This is a genomic window from Halopseudomonas laoshanensis (assembly GCF_008365385.1).
Lineage (GTDB): Bacteria > Pseudomonadota > Gammaproteobacteria > Pseudomonadales > Pseudomonadaceae > Halopseudomonas > Halopseudomonas laoshanensis.
This window is the reverse complement of the sequence record NZ_QOVF01000001.1, coordinates 458,369-476,262: the sequence shown is the minus strand read 5'-3', so window position 1 is coordinate 476,262 and position 17,894 is coordinate 458,369. Positions and strand designations below refer to the sequence as shown.

14 protein-coding genes are annotated in these 17,894 nt (G+C 53.9%); 5 read left to right on the top strand and 9 right to left on the bottom strand.

Features of this window, described 5'->3' with window-relative positions; genetic code table 11:
• Nucleotides 1-2 precede the first annotated feature (2 nt).
• The 5 genes from DT594_RS02205 to DT594_RS02185 all read left to right on the top strand — a co-directional run bounded on the left by DT594_RS02205 (nucleotide 3) and on the right by DT594_RS02185 (nucleotide 8,568).
• Nucleotides 3-2,456 (top strand): efflux RND transporter permease subunit, encoded by a 2,454-nt coding sequence (locus DT594_RS02205; RefSeq protein WP_149331171.1) that lies wholly within the window; start codon nucleotides 3-5, stop codon nucleotides 2,454-2,456.
• Between the two features lie 47 nt (nucleotides 2,457-2,503).
• Nucleotides 2,504-4,384 (top strand): DUF1302 family protein, encoded by a 1,881-nt coding sequence (locus DT594_RS02200; protein WP_149331170.1) that lies wholly within the window; start codon nucleotides 2,504-2,506, stop codon nucleotides 4,382-4,384.
• A 15-nt stretch (nucleotides 4,385-4,399) separates the two neighbouring features.
• Nucleotides 4,400-5,728 carry a DUF1329 domain-containing protein gene (locus DT594_RS02195; protein WP_218574460.1) on the top strand — a complete coding sequence of 443 codons (1,329 nt, stop codon included), beginning with the start codon at nucleotides 4,400-4,402 and terminating at the stop codon, nucleotides 5,726-5,728.
• A gap of 675 nt (nucleotides 5,729-6,403) precedes the next feature.
• Complete coding sequence (locus DT594_RS02190; protein WP_096346420.1) at nucleotides 6,404-6,589, top strand: helix-turn-helix transcriptional regulator; 186 nt, start codon at nucleotides 6,404-6,406, stop codon at nucleotides 6,587-6,589.
• Between the two features lie 1,148 nt (nucleotides 6,590-7,737).
• On the top strand, nucleotides 7,738-8,568 hold the full coding sequence (locus DT594_RS02185; protein WP_149331169.1) for an oxidoreductase: 831 nt from the start codon (nucleotides 7,738-7,740) through the stop codon (nucleotides 8,566-8,568).
• A 22-nt stretch (nucleotides 8,569-8,590) separates the two neighbouring features.
• Here DT594_RS02185 and folE read toward each other — a convergent pair whose 3' ends face one another.
• The 9 genes from folE to DT594_RS02140 form a co-directional block, all read right to left on the bottom strand.
• Nucleotides 8,591-9,145, bottom strand: a complete 555-nt coding sequence (gene folE, locus DT594_RS02180) for a GTP cyclohydrolase I FolE (RefSeq protein ID WP_425460501.1) — start codon at nucleotides 9,143-9,145, stop codon at nucleotides 8,591-8,593.
• A gap of 18 nt (nucleotides 9,146-9,163) precedes the next feature.
• Nucleotides 9,164-9,871 carry a dihydromonapterin reductase gene (gene folM, locus DT594_RS02175; RefSeq protein WP_149331167.1) on the bottom strand — a complete coding sequence of 236 codons (708 nt, stop codon included), beginning with the start codon at nucleotides 9,869-9,871 and terminating at the stop codon, nucleotides 9,164-9,166.
• A gap of 20 nt (nucleotides 9,872-9,891) precedes the next feature.
• A complete protein-coding gene (locus DT594_RS02170) occupies nucleotides 9,892-10,761 on the bottom strand; it encodes a cache domain-containing protein (protein WP_246164529.1) in 870 nt (289 codons plus the stop codon).
• Nucleotides 10,762-10,815: 54 nt separating this feature from the next.
• Nucleotides 10,816-11,940: an acyl-CoA dehydrogenase family protein gene (locus DT594_RS02165; RefSeq protein WP_149331166.1), complete on the bottom strand. Its 1,125-nt coding sequence runs from the start codon at nucleotides 11,938-11,940 to the stop codon at nucleotides 10,816-10,818.
• A gap of 25 nt (nucleotides 11,941-11,965) precedes the next feature.
• A complete protein-coding gene (locus DT594_RS02160; RefSeq protein ID WP_096346426.1) occupies nucleotides 11,966-12,766 on the bottom strand; it encodes a crotonase/enoyl-CoA hydratase family protein in 801 nt (266 codons plus the stop codon).
• Nucleotides 12,766-13,824 carry an acyl-CoA dehydrogenase family protein gene (locus DT594_RS02155; protein ID WP_096346427.1) on the bottom strand — a complete coding sequence of 353 codons (1,059 nt, stop codon included), beginning with the start codon at nucleotides 13,822-13,824 and terminating at the stop codon, nucleotides 12,766-12,768. Before DT594_RS02155 ends, DT594_RS02160 begins: the two co-directional genes overlap by 1 nt.
• Nucleotides 13,824-14,975: an acyl-CoA dehydrogenase family protein gene (locus DT594_RS02150; RefSeq protein WP_096346428.1), complete on the bottom strand. Its 1,152-nt coding sequence runs from the start codon at nucleotides 14,973-14,975 to the stop codon at nucleotides 13,824-13,826. Before DT594_RS02150 ends, DT594_RS02155 begins: the two co-directional genes overlap by 1 nt.
• A gap of 108 nt (nucleotides 14,976-15,083) precedes the next feature.
• Nucleotides 15,084-16,391: an amidohydrolase family protein gene (locus DT594_RS02145; protein WP_096346429.1), complete on the bottom strand. Its 1,308-nt coding sequence runs from the start codon at nucleotides 16,389-16,391 to the stop codon at nucleotides 15,084-15,086.
• 225 nt (nucleotides 16,392-16,616) lie between these two features.
• On the bottom strand, nucleotides 16,617-17,894 hold the full coding sequence (locus DT594_RS02140) for a cytochrome P450 (RefSeq protein ID WP_149331165.1): 1,278 nt from the start codon (nucleotides 17,892-17,894) through the stop codon (nucleotides 16,617-16,619).

Here is a 17,894-nt window from a genome sequence, read left to right as displayed (position 1 = left end):
ACATGCCTGGAATGCATCGATTTACCCATGCCATGCACAGCCTCGAAGTGTGGATATTCAACAACCCACGCAAGGTACTGGCCGCCATCGCACTACTCACCCTGTTGTTCGCTCTGCGCATACCTGGGCTGAAGATATACACCGATTTTGCCGATCTGCTGCCCCAGCAGCATCCCTACATAGAGTTGCATAATAGCATCAAGGACAGCTTCGGCGGCGCCAATGTGCTAGTGGTTGGCGTTGCCTTCGAAGACGGGGACATCTTCAGCAATGAGAATCTGGCGACCATCGACCGTATCACGCACGCGGTCGATAACTTGCCCGGCGTAAACCACAACCTGGTCACCAGCGTAACCCATCGCAACTCTCGCAAGATCTGGCTGACCGAAGTGGGTTCGATCAACTCCGAACCCTACTTTGATGCGCAGCAGAACGACTATAGCGAAGAGCAACTGGCCGCCATGCGCGCTGATGTAGCCGCCAATCCCCGGATCTACGGGCCGCTAGTCTCGCCAGATTTCAAGATGGCATTGGTCAAGGCGCAGTTGATCGAGGGCCAGCTGGACTACGAAAACACCTTTGCCCAACTGCAATTGCTGCGCGATAACGAAGCCCGCGACGGGATGACCATCTACGCCACCGGTCAACCGGTGCTGGTCGGCTGGGCCTATACCTATATGGACCAGATCCTGCAGATCTTCATCTTCACCGTGCTGATCATGCTCGCCCTGCTGATCTTCCATTTCCGCAAGGCCTATGGCGTATTGATCCCGCTCGGCGGGGTGATGGTGTCGACCATCTGGGGGCTCGGAATTATCAGTCTGTTGGGATTTAATCTCGACCCGCTGGGCCTAGTTATTCCCTTTCTGATTGCCGCTCGCGCCATGAGTCACGGGGTGCAGTTAGTTGAACGGTATTACGCTGAAGTTCGCGTGTCGGGCAACGGTCAGCAGGCCGCTCGTGCCACCTTTGAAAGTCTGTTCCGGCCGGGCTCGCTGGGCGTGGTATCGGATGCGGTCGGGCTATCGCTTATTGCCATCGGCTCCATCGCGCTGAACACCAAACTGGGAATCTATGCCTCGCTCTGGGCCTCGACTGTGATCCTGACGGTACTGATCGGGGTGCCATTACTGCTGTCGATTCTGCCGACGCCGAAAAATCCTGAGCTGCGTGAAACCGCTTTACGTTATATCGGCGGTGCCTGCTCGCGCATGGTGTCGCGTCCCGGTGCCGCACCAGTGATGCTCGGCATCGCAGCGCTGGCAATCGTGGCAGGACTGTTCTCCGCCTCCAACGTACGCATCGGTGACTCGGAGCCAGGCTCCCCAATCCTCTACCCAGAACATGATTACAACGTCTCCTCGAAGGAGGTGAATGATCGCTTCCCCGGTTCGGAGGAGCTGTACATCATCGCTGAGCACGAGCAGGTCGGCGGCTTGAAGCAGCCAGAGGTTCTGCGTGCGCTAGGTGATTTGCAGGCGCATATGCTTGGCGACCCGGGCGTGGGCGGCAGCAAGGGGTTGCCCGACCTGGTCAAGCAGGTCAACCGGCTGATGCATAACGATGATCCGCGCTGGTTCCAGATCCCACACGATGCGGACTATGTCGGTGGATTGATGTTTACCTACATGGCCTCCAGCCCCATCCCCGGTGCGCTGAACGAGTTCAACGACACCGACGACCGCATCGCCAATCTGGTTTTCTATTACAAGGACCGCCAGGGCGAGACCATCCGCCGAGCAATCCATATGGCCCAACAATGGATCGACGCCAATGAAGGCAAGGTCGAGGGGCTGAGCATTCGCCTGGCTGGTGGCACCATGGGTGTCGCGGCGGCCATGAACGAGTCCGCATTCGAGACCAACCTGATCGTGCTGCCCTTGGTGTTTCTGCTGATCTTTGGTTTCGTGATGCTGTTCTACACCTCCTGGCACGCCGGCCTGATGATGCTGCTGGCGATGCTTTTCGCCACAGCTCTGACCTACGCCTATATGGGCATCAGCGGACTGGGCATTGATATCAATACGGTGCCGGTGATCGCAGTGGGTATCGGGGTAGGCATCGACTACTCAATCTACATGATGGATCGCATCCGCGAAGAAATGGCCAAAACCGGCGATCTGCGCGATGCGGTGCGGCGCTCCATCGCTACCACGGGTATGGCGATCAGCTTCACCGCGATCACGCTGATGGCCGGAATCATCATGTGGGTCATTCTCTCCGATCTGCGCTTTCAGGCCGATGCCGCGATGCTGCTGTGCGTGATGATCGTCATCAACGGCATTGCCGCCATGCTGCTGGTACCGGCTTGGGTGCTGGTCATGCGTCCGCGCTTCATTACCGATGTTTACGTGGATGACGACGGCGTGCTGCATGCCGATCTTTCATCCGACCTAGCATTCCCGTCATCTGCCCGGCATGGGGCGGAAAACGGGCTGATACAGGGTGCTTCCTGACGGCACCGCCGTCAGCTCGCCCCTCCCACCCTGCAAGAGGAACTGCCATGCAAACAACAATAATAGGCCTGAAGCACTGGAGCCTGACTCTGCTTGGAAGCGCCGGTCTGGCTCTGACTCCCCTCGCCAGCGCGGTCGCTGATGAGGAGATCAGATACTCCGGCTACTACGAAAATGCCACCTTCGTTCGCGATAGCGTGGGGTTGTCCAAATTCCGCAACACCATGCAATTGAATGCCGAGCGCAAAATCGGCGAGTTTGGACTGTTCAGCAACGTCTCCTGGAACGCTGTCCTGCGCGGTTCTTATGACGGCGTATATGACCTGAACAAGAATGAATACGGACGCAATGCCGGCGGGCCGGTAATGATCGAAAATATCGGCGGGGGCAATAGCGTCCCGCATGGCAGCGGCCTGGCCTTGCCCAACTCCTTTGACGAGGCCAACAACCCTAACGAAGGCATGATAGTGCTGGGCGAACAGCTGCATGATACCGATGGCGGCGTCGCTTTCGGCGTACCAGTTCGCCCCTGTGACGTGGACAGCCGTGGCTGTATCAACGGTTACCTCGACAAGGACACTAACGACCTGCGCTACGGCGAGTTCAACGACCGGCTGGACTTCATCCGCGAGCTGTACGTGGACTTCGATTACGGGCTGGGCAACGGCCATATCCTCAGCACCCGCCTGGGTAAGCAGCAAGTGGTCTGGGGCCGCACCGATCTATTCCGCGTGCTTGACGTGATCAACCCGGTGGATTTCTCACGCAACAACATCTATGACGAGCTGCAGGACATTCGCATCCCCATGTGGATTCTGAAGACCGACTACCGGATGGGACCTGGCGAGATTTTTGACGACTTGAACCTGTCCTTCGTCTGGAACTTCGACCGCTTCCGCCCCCATGACATTGGACAGTGCGGTTCGCCGAACAATATCCTTGATGCAGCTTGCTTCTTCCGCGGCATGAACAACCTGTGGGAAAACGGCGGTACCGTCGCCAACTTCGCAGGCGGAGTGTTCGCGACTGACTTCGGACCCGGTCAGATCGGCGTCCGCAAGGCGCATATGCCGGCCTGGAGTCTGTCCAACGGCCAGTTCGGCCTTAAGCTGGAGGGTGTGTATGGCGATATCGGCTTCTCATTGAACGCCCTCACCTACCGCTCGCAATTGCCTTCATTGCGCGGCGGCATTCCGGGCCAGAATGGCTTCACTGGTGAAACCGCGGTATGGCCGAGCCTGATCGCTTTCGACATCCACTTTCCTCGAGTCAACCTGATCGGTGGATCACTGGATTACTACGCTCAGAGTATCGATACCGTATTTCGCATGGAAGTAGCCCACACCGACGGGGAAGAGTTCGCCAATACTTTGCAGACACGTCTGTATTCGGAGTCGGACGTAACCCGCTTCGTGGTCGGTGCCGACAAGAACATCTTCCTGCCCTTCCTCAACAGCAATCGAGCTTTCCTGTTCTCCGGCCAATTGTTCGGGCAGAAGATCCACGAGCACCAGCTCGAAGATCGTCCGCTGGGCAAGGCCGGGATGCCTGACTGGGAAGAGAACTTCATCGGCACCCTGCTGATCAAGGGCTGGTGGATGAACGATCGTTTGAGCCCACAAATTCTCGCAGCACACGACTTCAAGGCAGAAGCCACCGCCATCGCTCCCAGCATTGAATGGTTGGTCAGCGACAACCTGAAAATTGTCGGTGGCGCAAATATCAAAGTTGGCCGTGGCGCCCGCGAGTTCGATGATTGCCGTAGCTGTAACCCTTGGGACCCCTTTACCGCCGGCGCACCTGGCCATGCCGAAGGACAAACTCTTGGACTGGGTGGCTATGAGCCTTTGGGACGTTTCCGCGCAGGCCCTATCGGCATGGCCCAAAAAGAAGACGAACTCCAGTTGACCGTACGTTACAGCTTCTGATTACGAGGAATAACTATGAACATAACACTCAAGCATTTCACCCGTTCCGCCCTCGCTGGCAGCATGCTCGTCAGCCTGTTCAGCACTAGCGTGCTGGCGAACGATGTCCTGATCAATAATAGTTTTCATCCCTACCAGGACGACGTTCCCTCCCATGATGGATTGCAGGCGGGAATGGTCATCAACCAGGACAATCTGGCGCAGTTCAAGGACATCATTGATCCTGCCTTCGCCAATTTTATCGAGCAGGGCTGGTTGGAGGTTACTGTAGGCGAGACCACTTCCTTCGATCTGCACCCAGGCTATATCGAGGCTAGCCGCAATGGTCTCGGACAGGTCTCACTGGGGGATAGCGTCGGTGAAATAAACGGTTGGGTCGCTGGACGGCCATTTCTTGAAGAGCCCGATACTAATGATCCCAGAGCAGGTGAAAAGCTCGCATGGAACTACAAATACGGCTACAACTGGGGAGACAGCGCCGCGATTGCACCATTTTATTGGAAATATCGAGACATGAACTCCGGCAAGCTGGAGCGTACCATTAAGTTCAACTTTCACTTCCTGAACTTTACTGGTCGCGTCAACCATGAGCCTGTTCCGACAATAACCCCAAACCCCTCAGAACTGTTTCGTGGTATCTACGTGCAGGTACTCGAGCCATACGACGTGCGCAATACTCAGCTGTTGATTCACCGTGCGCAGGATGATCTCAAGCGAGACAATTCCTGGCTGTATCTGGGGTTTCAGCGGCGTGTGCGTCGCCTGGCCACTGGCCAGGTCACTGACGCTTTCTTGGGTTCCGACCTGATGATCGAAGATTTTGAGGGATACAATGGCCGTATCTCCGACATGAACTGGAACTATAAGGGAACGCGGCACATGCTGATGCCCTTCTACAACCACAATGACCTGACACTGGACGCAGAAACCCATAGCGACAGCGATGGCTATCAGGTGGTGGCTTTTGGAGGCCAAGGCGGCTGTTTCCCGAACATAACCTGGCAGTTACGCAAGGTCTATGAAGTGGAGGCTTCTCCGGTTGATGACAGCCATCCTCTTTCCAAGCGCGTGCATTTCATCGATGCGCAGACCTTCACCATTCCACGCACCGTCTCTTATGATCGCAGCGGAAAGCTGTGGAAGACCTTTACCATCGGCCAGGCGCATCCGGACCACCACCTGCCTGCCAACAAGGGCACAGGCGTGTCAATTGATGACAGCTTCAGCATGATCGACGTTCAGGCGATGCATTGCACCACCGGTCAGTTCAAGGGTCAGGTTGATCCTAGCCTTAGCACACCGGAAATGTTCAGCGTTCAGCATATGCGTGCTACCGGCAACTGATTTTGTTGTGGAGTAAGCTGCTCCCCTTTAAGCCCGCTTAGCGGGCTTTTTTTTGCCCAGACAAATCTCTTCAGGCAATGGCGAGCCCTACATTTCCAGTATATAAACTAAGCTTTGATCTTCCGGTTAAGGGATACCAATGCTCTCGGTTTCTCCAATGGATAGCTACAAAGAGACATAACGAGAAAAGGCTGAGAGCCGCAAGGCTCGCCCCAGCGGGTCCAGGGCGGCGGTGAGACAGAGTGGGAACACCTGAAAAAGGATTTGGTCGGGGAGACTGGATTCTATTTACATGTATTTTTATATGTATATCAACATATTATGAATTTTATAAAATACAGCATACAAACCAGCATACACATTAACTCTCCTTGGAAAGCACACCTACAACTCAGCGCTCTTAAGAGTTGACAGCATGGAAATAGGTGGCTATAAAAATGTCAAGGATTATTTATTGACCGATTAGGCTCATTACAATAGTATTTGTCTATGAGGTCTTGCCAGAACCTCCCGCGTGCTACTGCGATGCCATCTATCCCTTGGGCACGCAGTCGAATTGAACGGGTAGAAATAACGCACGGATGCCCTGGCTAAGGGCAAATAAAATGTTTAACCGAAAAAAGATCAATAATAAAACTGTATTACCTCTTCTAGGAGTTAATGGGGAGGCGCACCATGACTGATCTGGTTCTGCTGAACTTCCACGAGGTGTCAGATAAAGTCAGTCTAAGTAGAAAATCCATCTACGCACGGATTAAGAATGGAGAATTTCCGAGGCAGGTTAAAATCGGTAAAGCCAGTCGTTGGCTGAAGCATGAGGTTGAAGCTTGGATCTTGAATGCGGCGGCTGGTCGTTCCTAGCACCGTTACCAGACACGAGTTCCTCGAACTTAGCCAAAGGCGGTTGCTCCGGAACCACCAGAAGATGGGCTTATAAACTATTCTCTGGTTTGCGGACGCCGCCGCCCGTGTCTACAGTCAAACTTCTGGGAGCAGTGTTAGTTACTGGCTTCCCCGCCGCACTTTAACCTCTCCTCCTTGAGTTCGTACGTTACCAATACTGAGTTGGCAAAGGTTTGCAGAGCATGCAGAAGGCTATCCACAACCAACCGTTCATGGCCTGCGATGCACAGCAACGACTCATATGCCTGGAAGAAAGCTAACCAAGCATGTGTCAGCTTCTTTCTGCGCTACTTCAAGCCTCTCAGGGTTCAGTGCTACACCCCTGACAGGCTGCCAGTTTCTCTTGTGTCGTGAGCAGCGCCTCGGGCGTTCAGCATAGGCCCGCTCATACACTTCGTGTCGCTTTGCAAGAACGGTAGCATCTAGGCCCTGATGCCGGTGCTCGTGGCCGTACAAGCGCATAAAGTCACTGACCCTGGCCTCTTCCAGACGGGCAAAGCCGTTCTGCTTCCATTGAGGGCAGAACTTCAATTTCCGGAAAAGAGTTAGTCGGCTTTTGATCTCCTGGCACAGCAGCCCCTCAAGCCTTGGCTTGTTGGCGACAATTAGATAGCGTCTGCCAGGACATGCCTTCCTGCCGAGTCAGCAGGGCCAGCGACAGATTGTGAGGTGGTAACAGCTTTCTCAGCACTCTGTGCTTAAATCGGCATTGCGTGAGTCATACCGTCCCGCGGATCAGATTTGGGTGAAACCGATATGGCGAAAACTACCCTGAGACCAGGAAATCTGCTGTGTTTATTGAGGGAGACTTTGGCCAAAAGGGCTGGCTGAAAATTTATGGCACGGTCATGCCTAAGGCCCAAGACGAAACCATGAGCAAATCCACCATAGGACCTCTATCTATTATTAATTCGCGTGGAGAGCTAGTGAGGTTTGTAGAACCACCGTTGGATTGAAGTTTACCGGCGAAGCTGTTTTAACGGGGGCCTAGTTAGCATCAATTCAAGGCTCGCCTACGCTTTAGTCGGAACATATTGACACTTTTTAACATTATGTATAGTTTCTTAGCCAAGCTGTAAGCTACCTACCAATTCGAGGATGTGTAAATGCGTACATGGCTCATCACCGGAGCAAATAGAGGCCTCGGCTGGCATATAGCTCAAGCCGCCATTGCGGCAGGCGACAACGTGGTCGTTACGGGACGGACGCAGGCGAATATCAGCGACGCTTACAGGAGCCACGATACAAGTCGGGTTCTAACCCTCTCTCTCGATGTGACTGCAACAGATCAGATCCAAAAGGCAGTAGACGCGACCATCGCCAAATTCGGGAACATTGATATTTTGGTCAACAATGCTGGGTATGGTCAGTTAGGCCCATTTGAAGATAACAGCGCAAGCGATATTGAAAGTCAGTTTGCGACTAACGTCTTTGGCTTGTTCGCTATGTGTCGAGCGGTGCTGCCGGTAATGCGCAATCAACGTCAAGGCCACATTTTTAATATTGCATCAATTGCCGGCCTTGCCGGGATGCCCGGTGCAAGTGTGTATTGCGCCTCGAAGTTTGCCGTCGTTGGGTTTTCTGAGTCATTGGCGCAGGAAGTGGCGGGTTTTGGCGTCCAAGTAACTTTGGTTGCACCCGGCGCCTTTCGCACTGATTTTCTGGACGACAGCTCCGCTCGCTTTGGCAGCGCTCCCCTTGCCGAATATGAGGAGTTCTCTAGCAAGGTTCGGTCATCCTCCGCCAACAACAACCACAACCAGCCTGGCGCACCAGAAAAGCTCGGCCAAGCGCTTATCGAACTAGCACTGAATCCAAAGGCCCCGCTTCATTTTATCGTGGGCTCCGATGCCATCTCGCTGGCTGAAACCCGGTCAGCCTCAAGAAAAGATGAATTGCAGCGCTGGCGGCATTTAGCGGTCTCAACTGACGCCTGAGTTCCTCGCATAGCCGGGGCAATTAACCCCGGCTGATCAACTGCAGAAACTCCTGCCGAGTATTACCCGATTCACGGAAAGCACCTAGCATTACCGAGCTGAACATAGTGGAGTTTTGCTTCTCAACGCCGCGCATCATCATGCACATGTGTTTCGCCTCAATCACTACGGCCACACCTTCAGCTTGAGTCACCTGTTGCAATGCCTCTGCAATTTGTCGCGTGAGGTTTTCCTGTATCTGCAAACGTCGGGCAAACATGTCGACAATGCGGGCTACCTTGGACAGACCGATGACCTTGCCAGTGGGGATATAGGCGACATGGGCCTTTCCTATAAACGGCAACATGTGATGCTCACAAAGGGAATACAGCTCAATATCCTTGACGATAACCATCTCGTCATTATCGGAATCGAACAAAGCATTATTCACAATTTCGTCCAGCGACTGCCCATAACCTCGACACATAAACTGCATCGCTTTTGCTGCCCGCAAAGGGGTGCCCACCAATCCTTCACGGCCAGGCTCTTCGTCCAGCTCTGTTAGAATCCCCCGGTAACAATCGGTCAGTTTTTCCAAGCTCATAGGTACCATCTCTCAAGCATATTTAAGCCTGCCGCCGCCATTTAAGTCGAGGCAGGTTCCTGTGATGTACGGGTTTTCAAGCAGGTATCTCAGGGTGCGATAGAATACCTCTGGCCCAGGTTCAAACCCCAACAAAGACTGCTCGAGAATATGTTGTTTATGCTCAGCAGTATCCGAGATGTTAAACATGATCAACGCCGGAGCTATGCTGTTTACTTTGATCGCAGGAGCGAAACGTCTCGCAAACGAGCGAGTCATACTTTCAAGTCCTGCTTTGGTCGCTAGGTAAGCCACGTAGTCGGGGTCGTTGCTCAAGGCATCATGATCGGTAATATGAACGATGTCTGCTTGCGCCTGGTTTAGCAGACTGGAGCAGGCCTTATTGATCATATATGGCGCTAGCATGTGAACCGCGTACATAGCCTGAAAATCATCCGAGGTCAGATCAGTATCAGCACACCATGTTGAGGCGTTATGAACAATCGCTCGCAATGAACAAACCTGGGTTTTCAGCTCCTCGATAAACAGCTCAATACCTTCATTGGTTGAAAAGTCAGCCAGGATAACTTCAATACCCGCCGGCCCTTGCTCTGGCCACTCTGCGCGCCAGTGACGGCAAGTAATAATAACTCGGAAGCCGTCACTGGCCAGACGCTGAGCAGAGTGCCAGCCCACCCTCTGGGCGCCACCCGTAATCAAGATGGCAGGTGTTGAGTTCATCTTTTGCATAACCTGGAGGGTTATTCAGCTTTCGAGTAGAAACCGACAGCGACAATGTAGTTACCAACTACCTGGAACAGTGTCGTCTTGGGTTCGTTCTTGTCTGTGACCGGATTGGGCCATAGATAGCCGATACGGCCGCTACCCGCTTTAGCTGCAGCATCTAAGATCTCCTGCCCAATCGGTTGGCGATCCGCCGACTGGACTCGACGAAAATCACTTCCTACCAGCCTCAGATTGTATCCATGGGCGATAAACCTCTGTGATTCACGATCAACCACAAAGGCGTAAAGATCATCTTTGAGAAACTCAGCATCCAATTCGTTTATGCGTTCAAAGGTCTGCTCGGGCTGTTCAGCAACAGCTTTGATGACGTAGTCCAGCAGTACTTGCGCCTCTGTCTCGCTTGAGCGCTCAATGTAATAACCGACTGAAAAAATCTTGTCGTCCACTCTCTGGTAGAAGACCCTTTTGCGTTCTACCCGCCCTATCTGCCAGTTCATCCAGCGATAATCAGCATGATGAATCTGCTCGCTTTCTGGCAATGCCAGCGCTGCCTTGAAACCTTTATTCAGGTCGTCATTCAGCGCGGAGCCGACATCCCTGCCAATCAGATTGGACGACGGGCCGCCACTCGCAAGCATGACGCCGTCAGTGCCAATAACGTAGACGTAAAGCTCTTCGTCGACGAACTCACCCTGCCGACTGAAGGCAGCAAGTGAGCTCTCCCCTTCGGCCCGATAGTGTGCTATCGCTTTGCGAAGCAGGCTTTTTGCCCTATCAGCTTCTTCAGCGTAACGATCCTCAGGTATGCCTTGGCCAAAAACGTTAGCCACCACAAACAGGGTGGCTACAATCAGGATATTTCGACAAATCAGCAACATAGTCATTACTCCCCTATTGTTATTGTTTTGGACGCCAGAGTATCGACGCACCGGGCCGGTTCAAAAGTTGCGGCTGATGATTTCCTTCATGATTTCTGAAGTGCCGCCATAGATGCGTGCAACACGTGCATCCACCCAGGCACGACCGATCTTGTATTCACTCATAAAGCCGTAGCCGCCGTGTAACTGCAACAACTCATCCAGCATTTTACCCTGCAGCTCCGATCCCAACAGCTTGGCCATAGCTGCCACGTCTGCGGGCAGCTCATCACGCATAACGCGCTCCAGGCAGTCATCTACAAAAACGCGCAGCATAGTGGCCTGAGCCTTGACCTCGGCCAGCTTGAATCGCGTGTTCTGAAAATCAAACACGCTATGACCGAATACCTTGCGCTCACGGGTATATTCCAAGGTCTCTTCAAACAGTGTTTCGATCGATTGTGCGGCTCGCAGGCCGATAATCAGGCGTTCCCAGGCCAACTGATGAGTGAGGTATTTAAATCCTTTATTCTCCTCTCCCAGCCGATTGCTGACCGGCACCCGCACCTCGTCGAAGAACAGCTCGGCGGTGTCCTGGCCTTTGAGGCCGATCTTGTCCAGCAGTTTTCCCTTGGAAAATCCCTGGCGATCCGTTTCGATACAGATGAGCGTTAAATCTCTGCTGGCCGGATCAAGTTTAGTCGCAGTCACCACCAGATCTGCGTTGCCGCCGTTGGTGATAAAGGTTTTCTGCCCACTGACCACATACTCATCGCCCTCACGGCGGACCTGCGTGCGCATTGAGCGTAAGTCACTGCCTATTCCCGGCTCACTCATCGCTATCACACCGATGATGTTGCCGCTGACCATCTCAGGTAGCCACTTCAGCTTTTGCTCTTCGGAGCCGTAGGCAATCAGATACGGGGCAACAATTTCAGAGTGGGTAGTGAAGCCAACCGCGGTAGCATTGGCACGCGCCAGCTCTTCAATCATTACCGCCGAATGGCCGTAATCGCCTCCAGCGCCACCGTACTCTTCGGGTACGGTTGAACACAGCAGACCCATTTCGCCAGCTTTGCGCCAAACATCCTTCGGAACGATGCCCTGCTTTTCCCACTCATGCAGGTACGGTGTTATTTCCCGTTCAACGAAACGTCGGGCCTGCTCCCTGAACATATTGTGATCTTCACGAAAAACCCTACGCATCGTGACCTCTCCTCGAATAGTTTTGTTATTGGTCTTTGAAGTTCGGTTTGCGCTTCTCGACAAACGCGTTTACCGCTTCACTATGGTCCTGGGTGTGATGCGCCAGCGATTGATAGGCCGCCGATAGTTCAAGCAGGGAGTCAAGCCGCATATGCTGCCCCTCACGCAGGAGACGCTTACACAGTCTCAAGGCGTGGCCCGGGTTTTGGGCGATACGCTGAGCCAGCTCAAGCGCTTCGGTCTCCAGCTCCTCTGCCGAACACAATTGCTCAACAAGCCCCCATTCGAGGGCTTTATCAGCACCAATGGTGTCGCCAGTGAAGGCCATTAGACTAGCCTTCGGGATGCCAATAATACGCGGCAAAAGCCAAGCACCACCGTCGCCAGGCACAATCCCTAGCTTGACAAAGCTTTCCGCAAACACGGCTTTTTCGCTGGCAATACGGATATCGCACATACACGCCAGATCCAACCCAGCACCGATGGCGGCACCGTTCACTGCGGCAATGATCGGGATGTCCAGCTCGTAAAGCGCCAGGGGAATCTGCTGAATGCCGTTGCGGTAGGTATCGCGCAGCTCATAAGGCGAACCAGCAAAAATACCCTCACGGTTTTGCATGTCCTTGATGTTGCCACCTGCACAGAAGGCTTTGCCGTTGCCTGTCAGCACAACGGCCCTGACACTCTGATCTCGACGCAAGCCAGCACATAGATCGACGAACTCCTGAATTTGTCCCGGCTCTGACAATGCGTTGCGGGTTTCAGGGCTATTCATGCGGACCATTACTACAGCACCGTGCCGTTCAACCTGGAGAAAGGGGTTCATTACACAGATCCTATTTCAGCTACCGGGAGCTGATGTTGTTTTGAATGCGTGATCATTGGCCAGAAAGCCTGTTCACCCGCTGCACAGACATACTTGCCCAACTGCGTACTCCAGAAGGTAGACGAACCGAATTCGCTGCGCCATGCCCAAAGCCTGCGGGTCAACAGGTGTAGAGAATATTCCTGAGTAAAACCGATCGCACCGTGTACCGAATGCCCAATACCCGCGCCTATGCTGGCCGCATCGGCCGTACTGATCTTGGCCACAGCGATACTGAATGACGCAAGCTGGTCACCGGACTCAGAAAAAGCGGTTTCCGCAGCAACATTGGCCGCTGCCGTTTGCTCAGCGAGAACCGCAAGCTGCTGCTGGATGGCCTGAAACGAGGCAATCGGTTTTCCGAATTGCTTGCGCTCTGCCGCATAGCCCGAAGTAAGTTCCAGCAATGCAGTCAGCGCACCAGCCATCTGGGCAGAGCGCAGCATAGCGCCACCAATCTGCAATACAGAGGCCGGCATTGCGCTAGGCAACTTGGCCGACGCGGCGCAGTGGGCGGCCTTGAAAAGCAGATTGTCGCGTGGCTCTCCGGCAATGTTGCTACCGGGAACAACACCGTCAGCGCAAGCCATATCCAACAACACCACCTGATCTCCAACCACCGTTACTACCCATTCGGCGTGCCGTCCCCACGGCACGTGATACAGGTCCCCGGATAGTCGTTCCCCTTCCCAACGCAGGGTACCCTGAGCGGCGATAGTCAATACGCCGCTGCGCGCACCTATCCCGCTTGCTTCAAGAAGCCAGTTACCCAGCAACATTTCCACCAATGGAACTGGAGCGGCGTAGCGCCCTGCCGCACGGACGATTACAAACAGATCTTCCCAGCCTGCCTCTGCACCACCAATCGCTTCAGGTGCGCCGGCCAACTGAAAACCATTTTCTTCCAATGCGCGCCAGAGATCAGCGCTCCACATGCCGCCTTCGGCAGAGCGGATATAGTCCGCAGTCGATATATCGCTCAACAGCCGCTCAATGGTTGACTCAAAAAGTTCTCGCATTATCTCAACCCCAGTCCACGCGCAATAATGCCGCGCAAAATTTCACGAGTACCCCCGCGTAACGAGAATGAAGGCGCCATCTGGGTCAGATAGGCAAGCACCTGCGCATGATCAGAGCCGCCGTTCACCTGTGCCTGCTCTTCCAATAAGAGCTGCAGCGTTTCTGGCAGCTCCTGTTCGAATACATTGCCCAGATCCTTGACACATGAGGCAGCCCAGGCCGGGTTGTTTCCATCAACCAATTGCTGAGTGACCGCCAGCGACATGTTGCGCAAGGTCAACAAGCGGGCGGTGATACGGCCAATATCACGCGCCTGCAACGCATCTGGTCGCGGCCCAATCAATGCCAGTGCCGTATGCATAAGCGCAATACTACTGAGGAAGCGTTCTGGCCCACTGCGCTCGAAGGCCAGCTCTGCCGTGACCTGATCCCACCCCTTACCCTCTTCTCCGATAAGCGCATCGGCATCCAACCGAACGTTATCGAAAAAGACCTCATTGAAGTGCTCGCCGCCGGCGAGATCCGCTATCGGACGCACGGTGATGCCGGGCAGCGTAAGGTCGATGATGAATTGAGACATACCACCATGCCGCCCGCTCTCGGCCTGACTGCCGGTGCGAACCAGCGCAATCATGTAATGCGAATGCTGGGCATTGGTAGTCCAGACCTTCTGTCCATTCAGTAACCAGCCAGCGTCGACACGCTGAGCATTGGTTTTGATCGACGCCAGATCAGACCCCGAATTGGGTTCCGACATGCCAATGCAGAAGTAACTCTCGCCACGGCAGATAGGCGGCAAGTATTTCTCTTTCTGTGCTGGTGTACCAAAACGAAGTATCAATGGTGCACTCTGACGATCAGCAATCCAGTGCGCCGATACCGGTGCACCCGCTGCCAAGAGTTCCTCGATAATCACGTAACGGGCAAAAGGGCTGGCATCAGCCCCGCCGTACTGTTTCGGCAGCGCCATGCCAAGCCAACCCTTCTGGCCAAGCTGACGGCTGAACTGCGCATCAAAGCCCATCCATGAATGGGCTTTTTTGACAGCCGGGTAATTTTCCAGCGATTCCTTGAGAAAGCAACGTACATCGGCACGCAGAGCTTCGGCTTCTTCGGGAATAACGCTGTATTTAAACTGGGAAATACTCATCAACAAGACACCTTCGGCTGATTGAAACAACCCAGAAAGCAAGTTAAATGACCAACCTGCACACCCACTGCCGGATTACGACAGCAGTGGGTTTAGCGCAGGATCTAATCAGATCGCAGTTTTTGCGTCAGCTTGGGCGAACATCGCGTTGATGTCGCCGGAGGTAACAGGCTTGCCGTCCTTGCGGGTCACCTCGGCACCGCCCAGACCCAATGCTGGCTCGGTAATCACGTGCGTTGCCTGGGCACGTAGCGCGCCCACTGTGCAATTTTCGCGACCGATCAGCGGGAACGGATCATAGGAGAACTCGCGCATCGCATTCAGGTGGGTAACCTTGTTGATCTGCGTATCAGTCAGATTCTTCAAATGCGCCCAGGTGGTTTCTGGTGAATGCGGCCAGGTGCAATCGGAATGTGGGTAATCGCTTTCCCAGGTAACCATGTCTTCGTTCATGAACTTAAGATTTTGCAGACCAAAATTGTCTTCAATAAAGCAAGTAATGAAGTGCTTGAAGAAAATATCGCTCGGCATTTTTCCGCCGAAATCGGCGTTGGTCCATGCATTATGGTGGCGATGAGTAAAGTCGGCGCGCTCCAGCAGATAAGGGACCCAGCCGATACTGCCCTCAGACAAAGCCATGCGTAGCGTAGGAAACTTCTTCCACATCGGCGCCCATATCCAGTCCGCCGCCGCGTTGGCAATCGAGATGGGCATGGTGGTAATCCATGCATCGATCGGTGACAGATCGGACGCGTGCTCGGCTTTACCACCGGAGCCGATGTGACAGCAGACCACTACGTTGTTATCTGCACACGCCTTCCACAAAGGATCCCAATAGTCATCATGAATTGATGGGAAGCCCAGGCGCGCAGGGTTGTCAGAAAACGACAGCGCGTGAACACCCTGGGCCGAAAGACGCTTGACCTCAGCCACGGCGGCCGGCATATCCCAATAGGGTACCAACATCAGCGGGATGAACCGCCCGGGTGCCGCATTACACCAGTCATACAGATGCCAGTCGTTGTAGGCACGGATGGCCGCTAAGGCGATCTCACGATTGCCATGCGCTTGAAAGCGTTGACCGGCGAAGCCGGGAAAGGTCGGAAAGCACAGCGAGCCCAAAACGCCGTTGGCATTCATGTCATCAACTCGGTCCTTGACGTTCCAGGTGCCTCGGCGCATCTGATCATAGCCAAGCGGCTCCATACCGTACTCTTCCTTGGGTCGACCGACGACGGAATTAAGACCCATGTACCCCGTAGCCTCGTCTTCAAAAATCCAAACATCGCGGTCACCACGCTTTTCTACGTGCGGCTCACGACCTTTGAATTTTTCAGGCATGTGGTGTTTGAAGGCATCTGGCGGCTCGATAGCGTGATCGTCCACACTGACGAGGATGAGATCTTCAAGATTCATGGTATTCCCCTTCGCTTATAGCGGATTTTGTTTGTAGCTAGATAGTAGTTGAGCCAAGCCCTAATTTAAACACATTTCTTATTTGTGTTTATATCTTTTTGTTACCAGCAAAGAGACCCCTGCTTCCGTTTTGGAGCAAGTCCTAAAAACTGGCTATCAGAGTAGGGAGTCGCAATCTGCCTAAGCCTTGCTCAGGCAGATTGCGAGGACTTCGGGAGAAGACGTTTATCGGTCCCAGATTACATGCAGCTGATGGGGACCGCGAAGCTGTGCACCGGTAATTTGCGGTCCCGGCTTGGAAGGATCGAGACGGATATTGGGCAACATGTCCAACACCGCGTTCAGGGCACAGTTGATCTCGGTTTTGGCAACAAATTGCCCTATGCACATATGCGGGCCAAAGCCAAAACCGAATGAAGGCCGCTGGCGCCGATCAATGTCAAAGGTATTGGCGTTTTCAAAGAACTCTTCGTCTCTGTTGGCTGAGCTGACAATGCATGACACCATCGCGCCTTTGGGAATCGCCACCCCTCGAATCTCGGTTGCCTCTGCCGTTTGGCGCACCTTGAAGGTGGCGACCGGCTCAAAACGGATAGACTCGTCAATAGCCTTGTTGACCAGGCTGCGGTCATTTCGTACCCGCTCCAACAAAGAAGGATTTTCCAGAAGCAGTGTCATCAGCGTACCGAAAGTACGCGTGGTGGTTTCGCCTGCTGCAGGCAACAGAGAACGCACAAAAGTGGTGATCTCATGATCATCCAGCGAGCGCCCCTCGTACTCTGCACGAATCAAGCGGCTGATAAGATCATCCCCTTCGCCGCCTTCTGCGCGGCGCTCTGCCACCACAATCTTGATAGCATCATAAAGCGCCACAACCGCTTCCATGGCGGCTTTCTTGGCCGCTGCTGCTTTGGCCGGATCAACTTGCGGACCGGCAAGAATGGCCAGCGCCCACGCAGCATACTGCTTGATCTTTTCAGGCTGGTCATTCGGAAAACCGATAAGCGAGTAGATCACCCGGATCGGAAAGTACAGAGCAAAGTCCATCAGGTCTGCACTTTTTTGCCCAGCCATCGGCTGCAGAAATTCTTCACGTATAACCTTGTCGATACGTTCTTCCTTCCAGCGGTTAACCGTATCCGGCATAAACACTGGCTGTAGCAGGTTACGCATGTTCTTGTGTTGATCGCCGTCCATCGCCGTCAGGATCAAACCGTCAAAAAAAGCACCCAGGCCTTCAGCAATAAAGCCGCTGGTGAAGTGCTTGGCGTCACGCATCACGTGCATAACATCGTCATACTTGAAAAGCGTGAAACAAGGGCGGTCAGGATCTACACCGGCAATGGACGGAACGCCCAAGCGCTCCATGAAGTTACCTTCCATAACCGGCGAGGTCTTGCGCATTTCAGCGTACGTAGCATGCAAATCAATATCGCTGCCCTTGTAGTTACTGGCTACATCGGCAAACACGGTTTCCAGGTTGCTCTTGGAACTGTCAGTCAT

Excerpts from the sequence above, each read along its gene's own strand:
- DT594_RS02205 (WP_149331171.1), top strand. The coding sequence starts at position 3 with ATGCCTGGAATGCATCGATTTACCCATGCCATGCACAGCCTCGAAGTG.
- DT594_RS02200 (WP_149331170.1), top strand. The coding sequence starts at position 2,504 with ATGCAAACAACAATAATAGGCCTGAAGCACTGGAGCCTGACTCTGCTT.
- DT594_RS02195 (WP_218574460.1), top strand. The coding sequence starts at position 4,400 with ATGAACATAACACTCAAGCATTTCACCCGTTCCGCCCTCGCTGGCAGC.
- DT594_RS02190 (WP_096346420.1), top strand. The coding sequence starts at position 6,404 with ATGACTGATCTGGTTCTGCTGAACTTCCACGAGGTGTCAGATAAAGTC.
- DT594_RS02185 (WP_149331169.1), top strand. The coding sequence starts at position 7,738 with ATGCGTACATGGCTCATCACCGGAGCAAATAGAGGCCTCGGCTGGCAT.
- folM (WP_149331167.1), bottom strand. The coding sequence starts at position 9,871 with ATGAACTCAACACCTGCCATCTTGATTACGGGTGGCGCCCAGAGGGTG.
- DT594_RS02170 (WP_246164529.1), bottom strand. The coding sequence starts at position 10,761 with ATGACTATGTTGCTGATTTGTCGAAATATCCTGATTGTAGCCACCCTG.
- DT594_RS02165 (WP_149331166.1), bottom strand. The coding sequence starts at position 11,940 with ATGCGTAGGGTTTTTCGTGAAGATCACAATATGTTCAGGGAGCAGGCC.
- DT594_RS02160 (WP_096346426.1), bottom strand. The coding sequence starts at position 12,766 with ATGAACCCCTTTCTCCAGGTTGAACGGCACGGTGCTGTAGTAATGGTC.
- DT594_RS02155 (WP_096346427.1), bottom strand. The coding sequence starts at position 13,824 with ATGCGAGAACTTTTTGAGTCAACCATTGAGCGGCTGTTGAGCGATATA.
- DT594_RS02150 (WP_096346428.1), bottom strand. The coding sequence starts at position 14,975 with ATGAGTATTTCCCAGTTTAAATACAGCGTTATTCCCGAAGAAGCCGAA.
- DT594_RS02145 (WP_096346429.1), bottom strand. The coding sequence starts at position 16,391 with ATGAATCTTGAAGATCTCATCCTCGTCAGTGTGGACGATCACGCTATC.
- DT594_RS02140 (WP_149331165.1), bottom strand. The coding sequence starts at position 17,894 with ATGACTGACAGTTCCAAGAGCAACCTGGAAACCGTGTTTGCCGATGTA.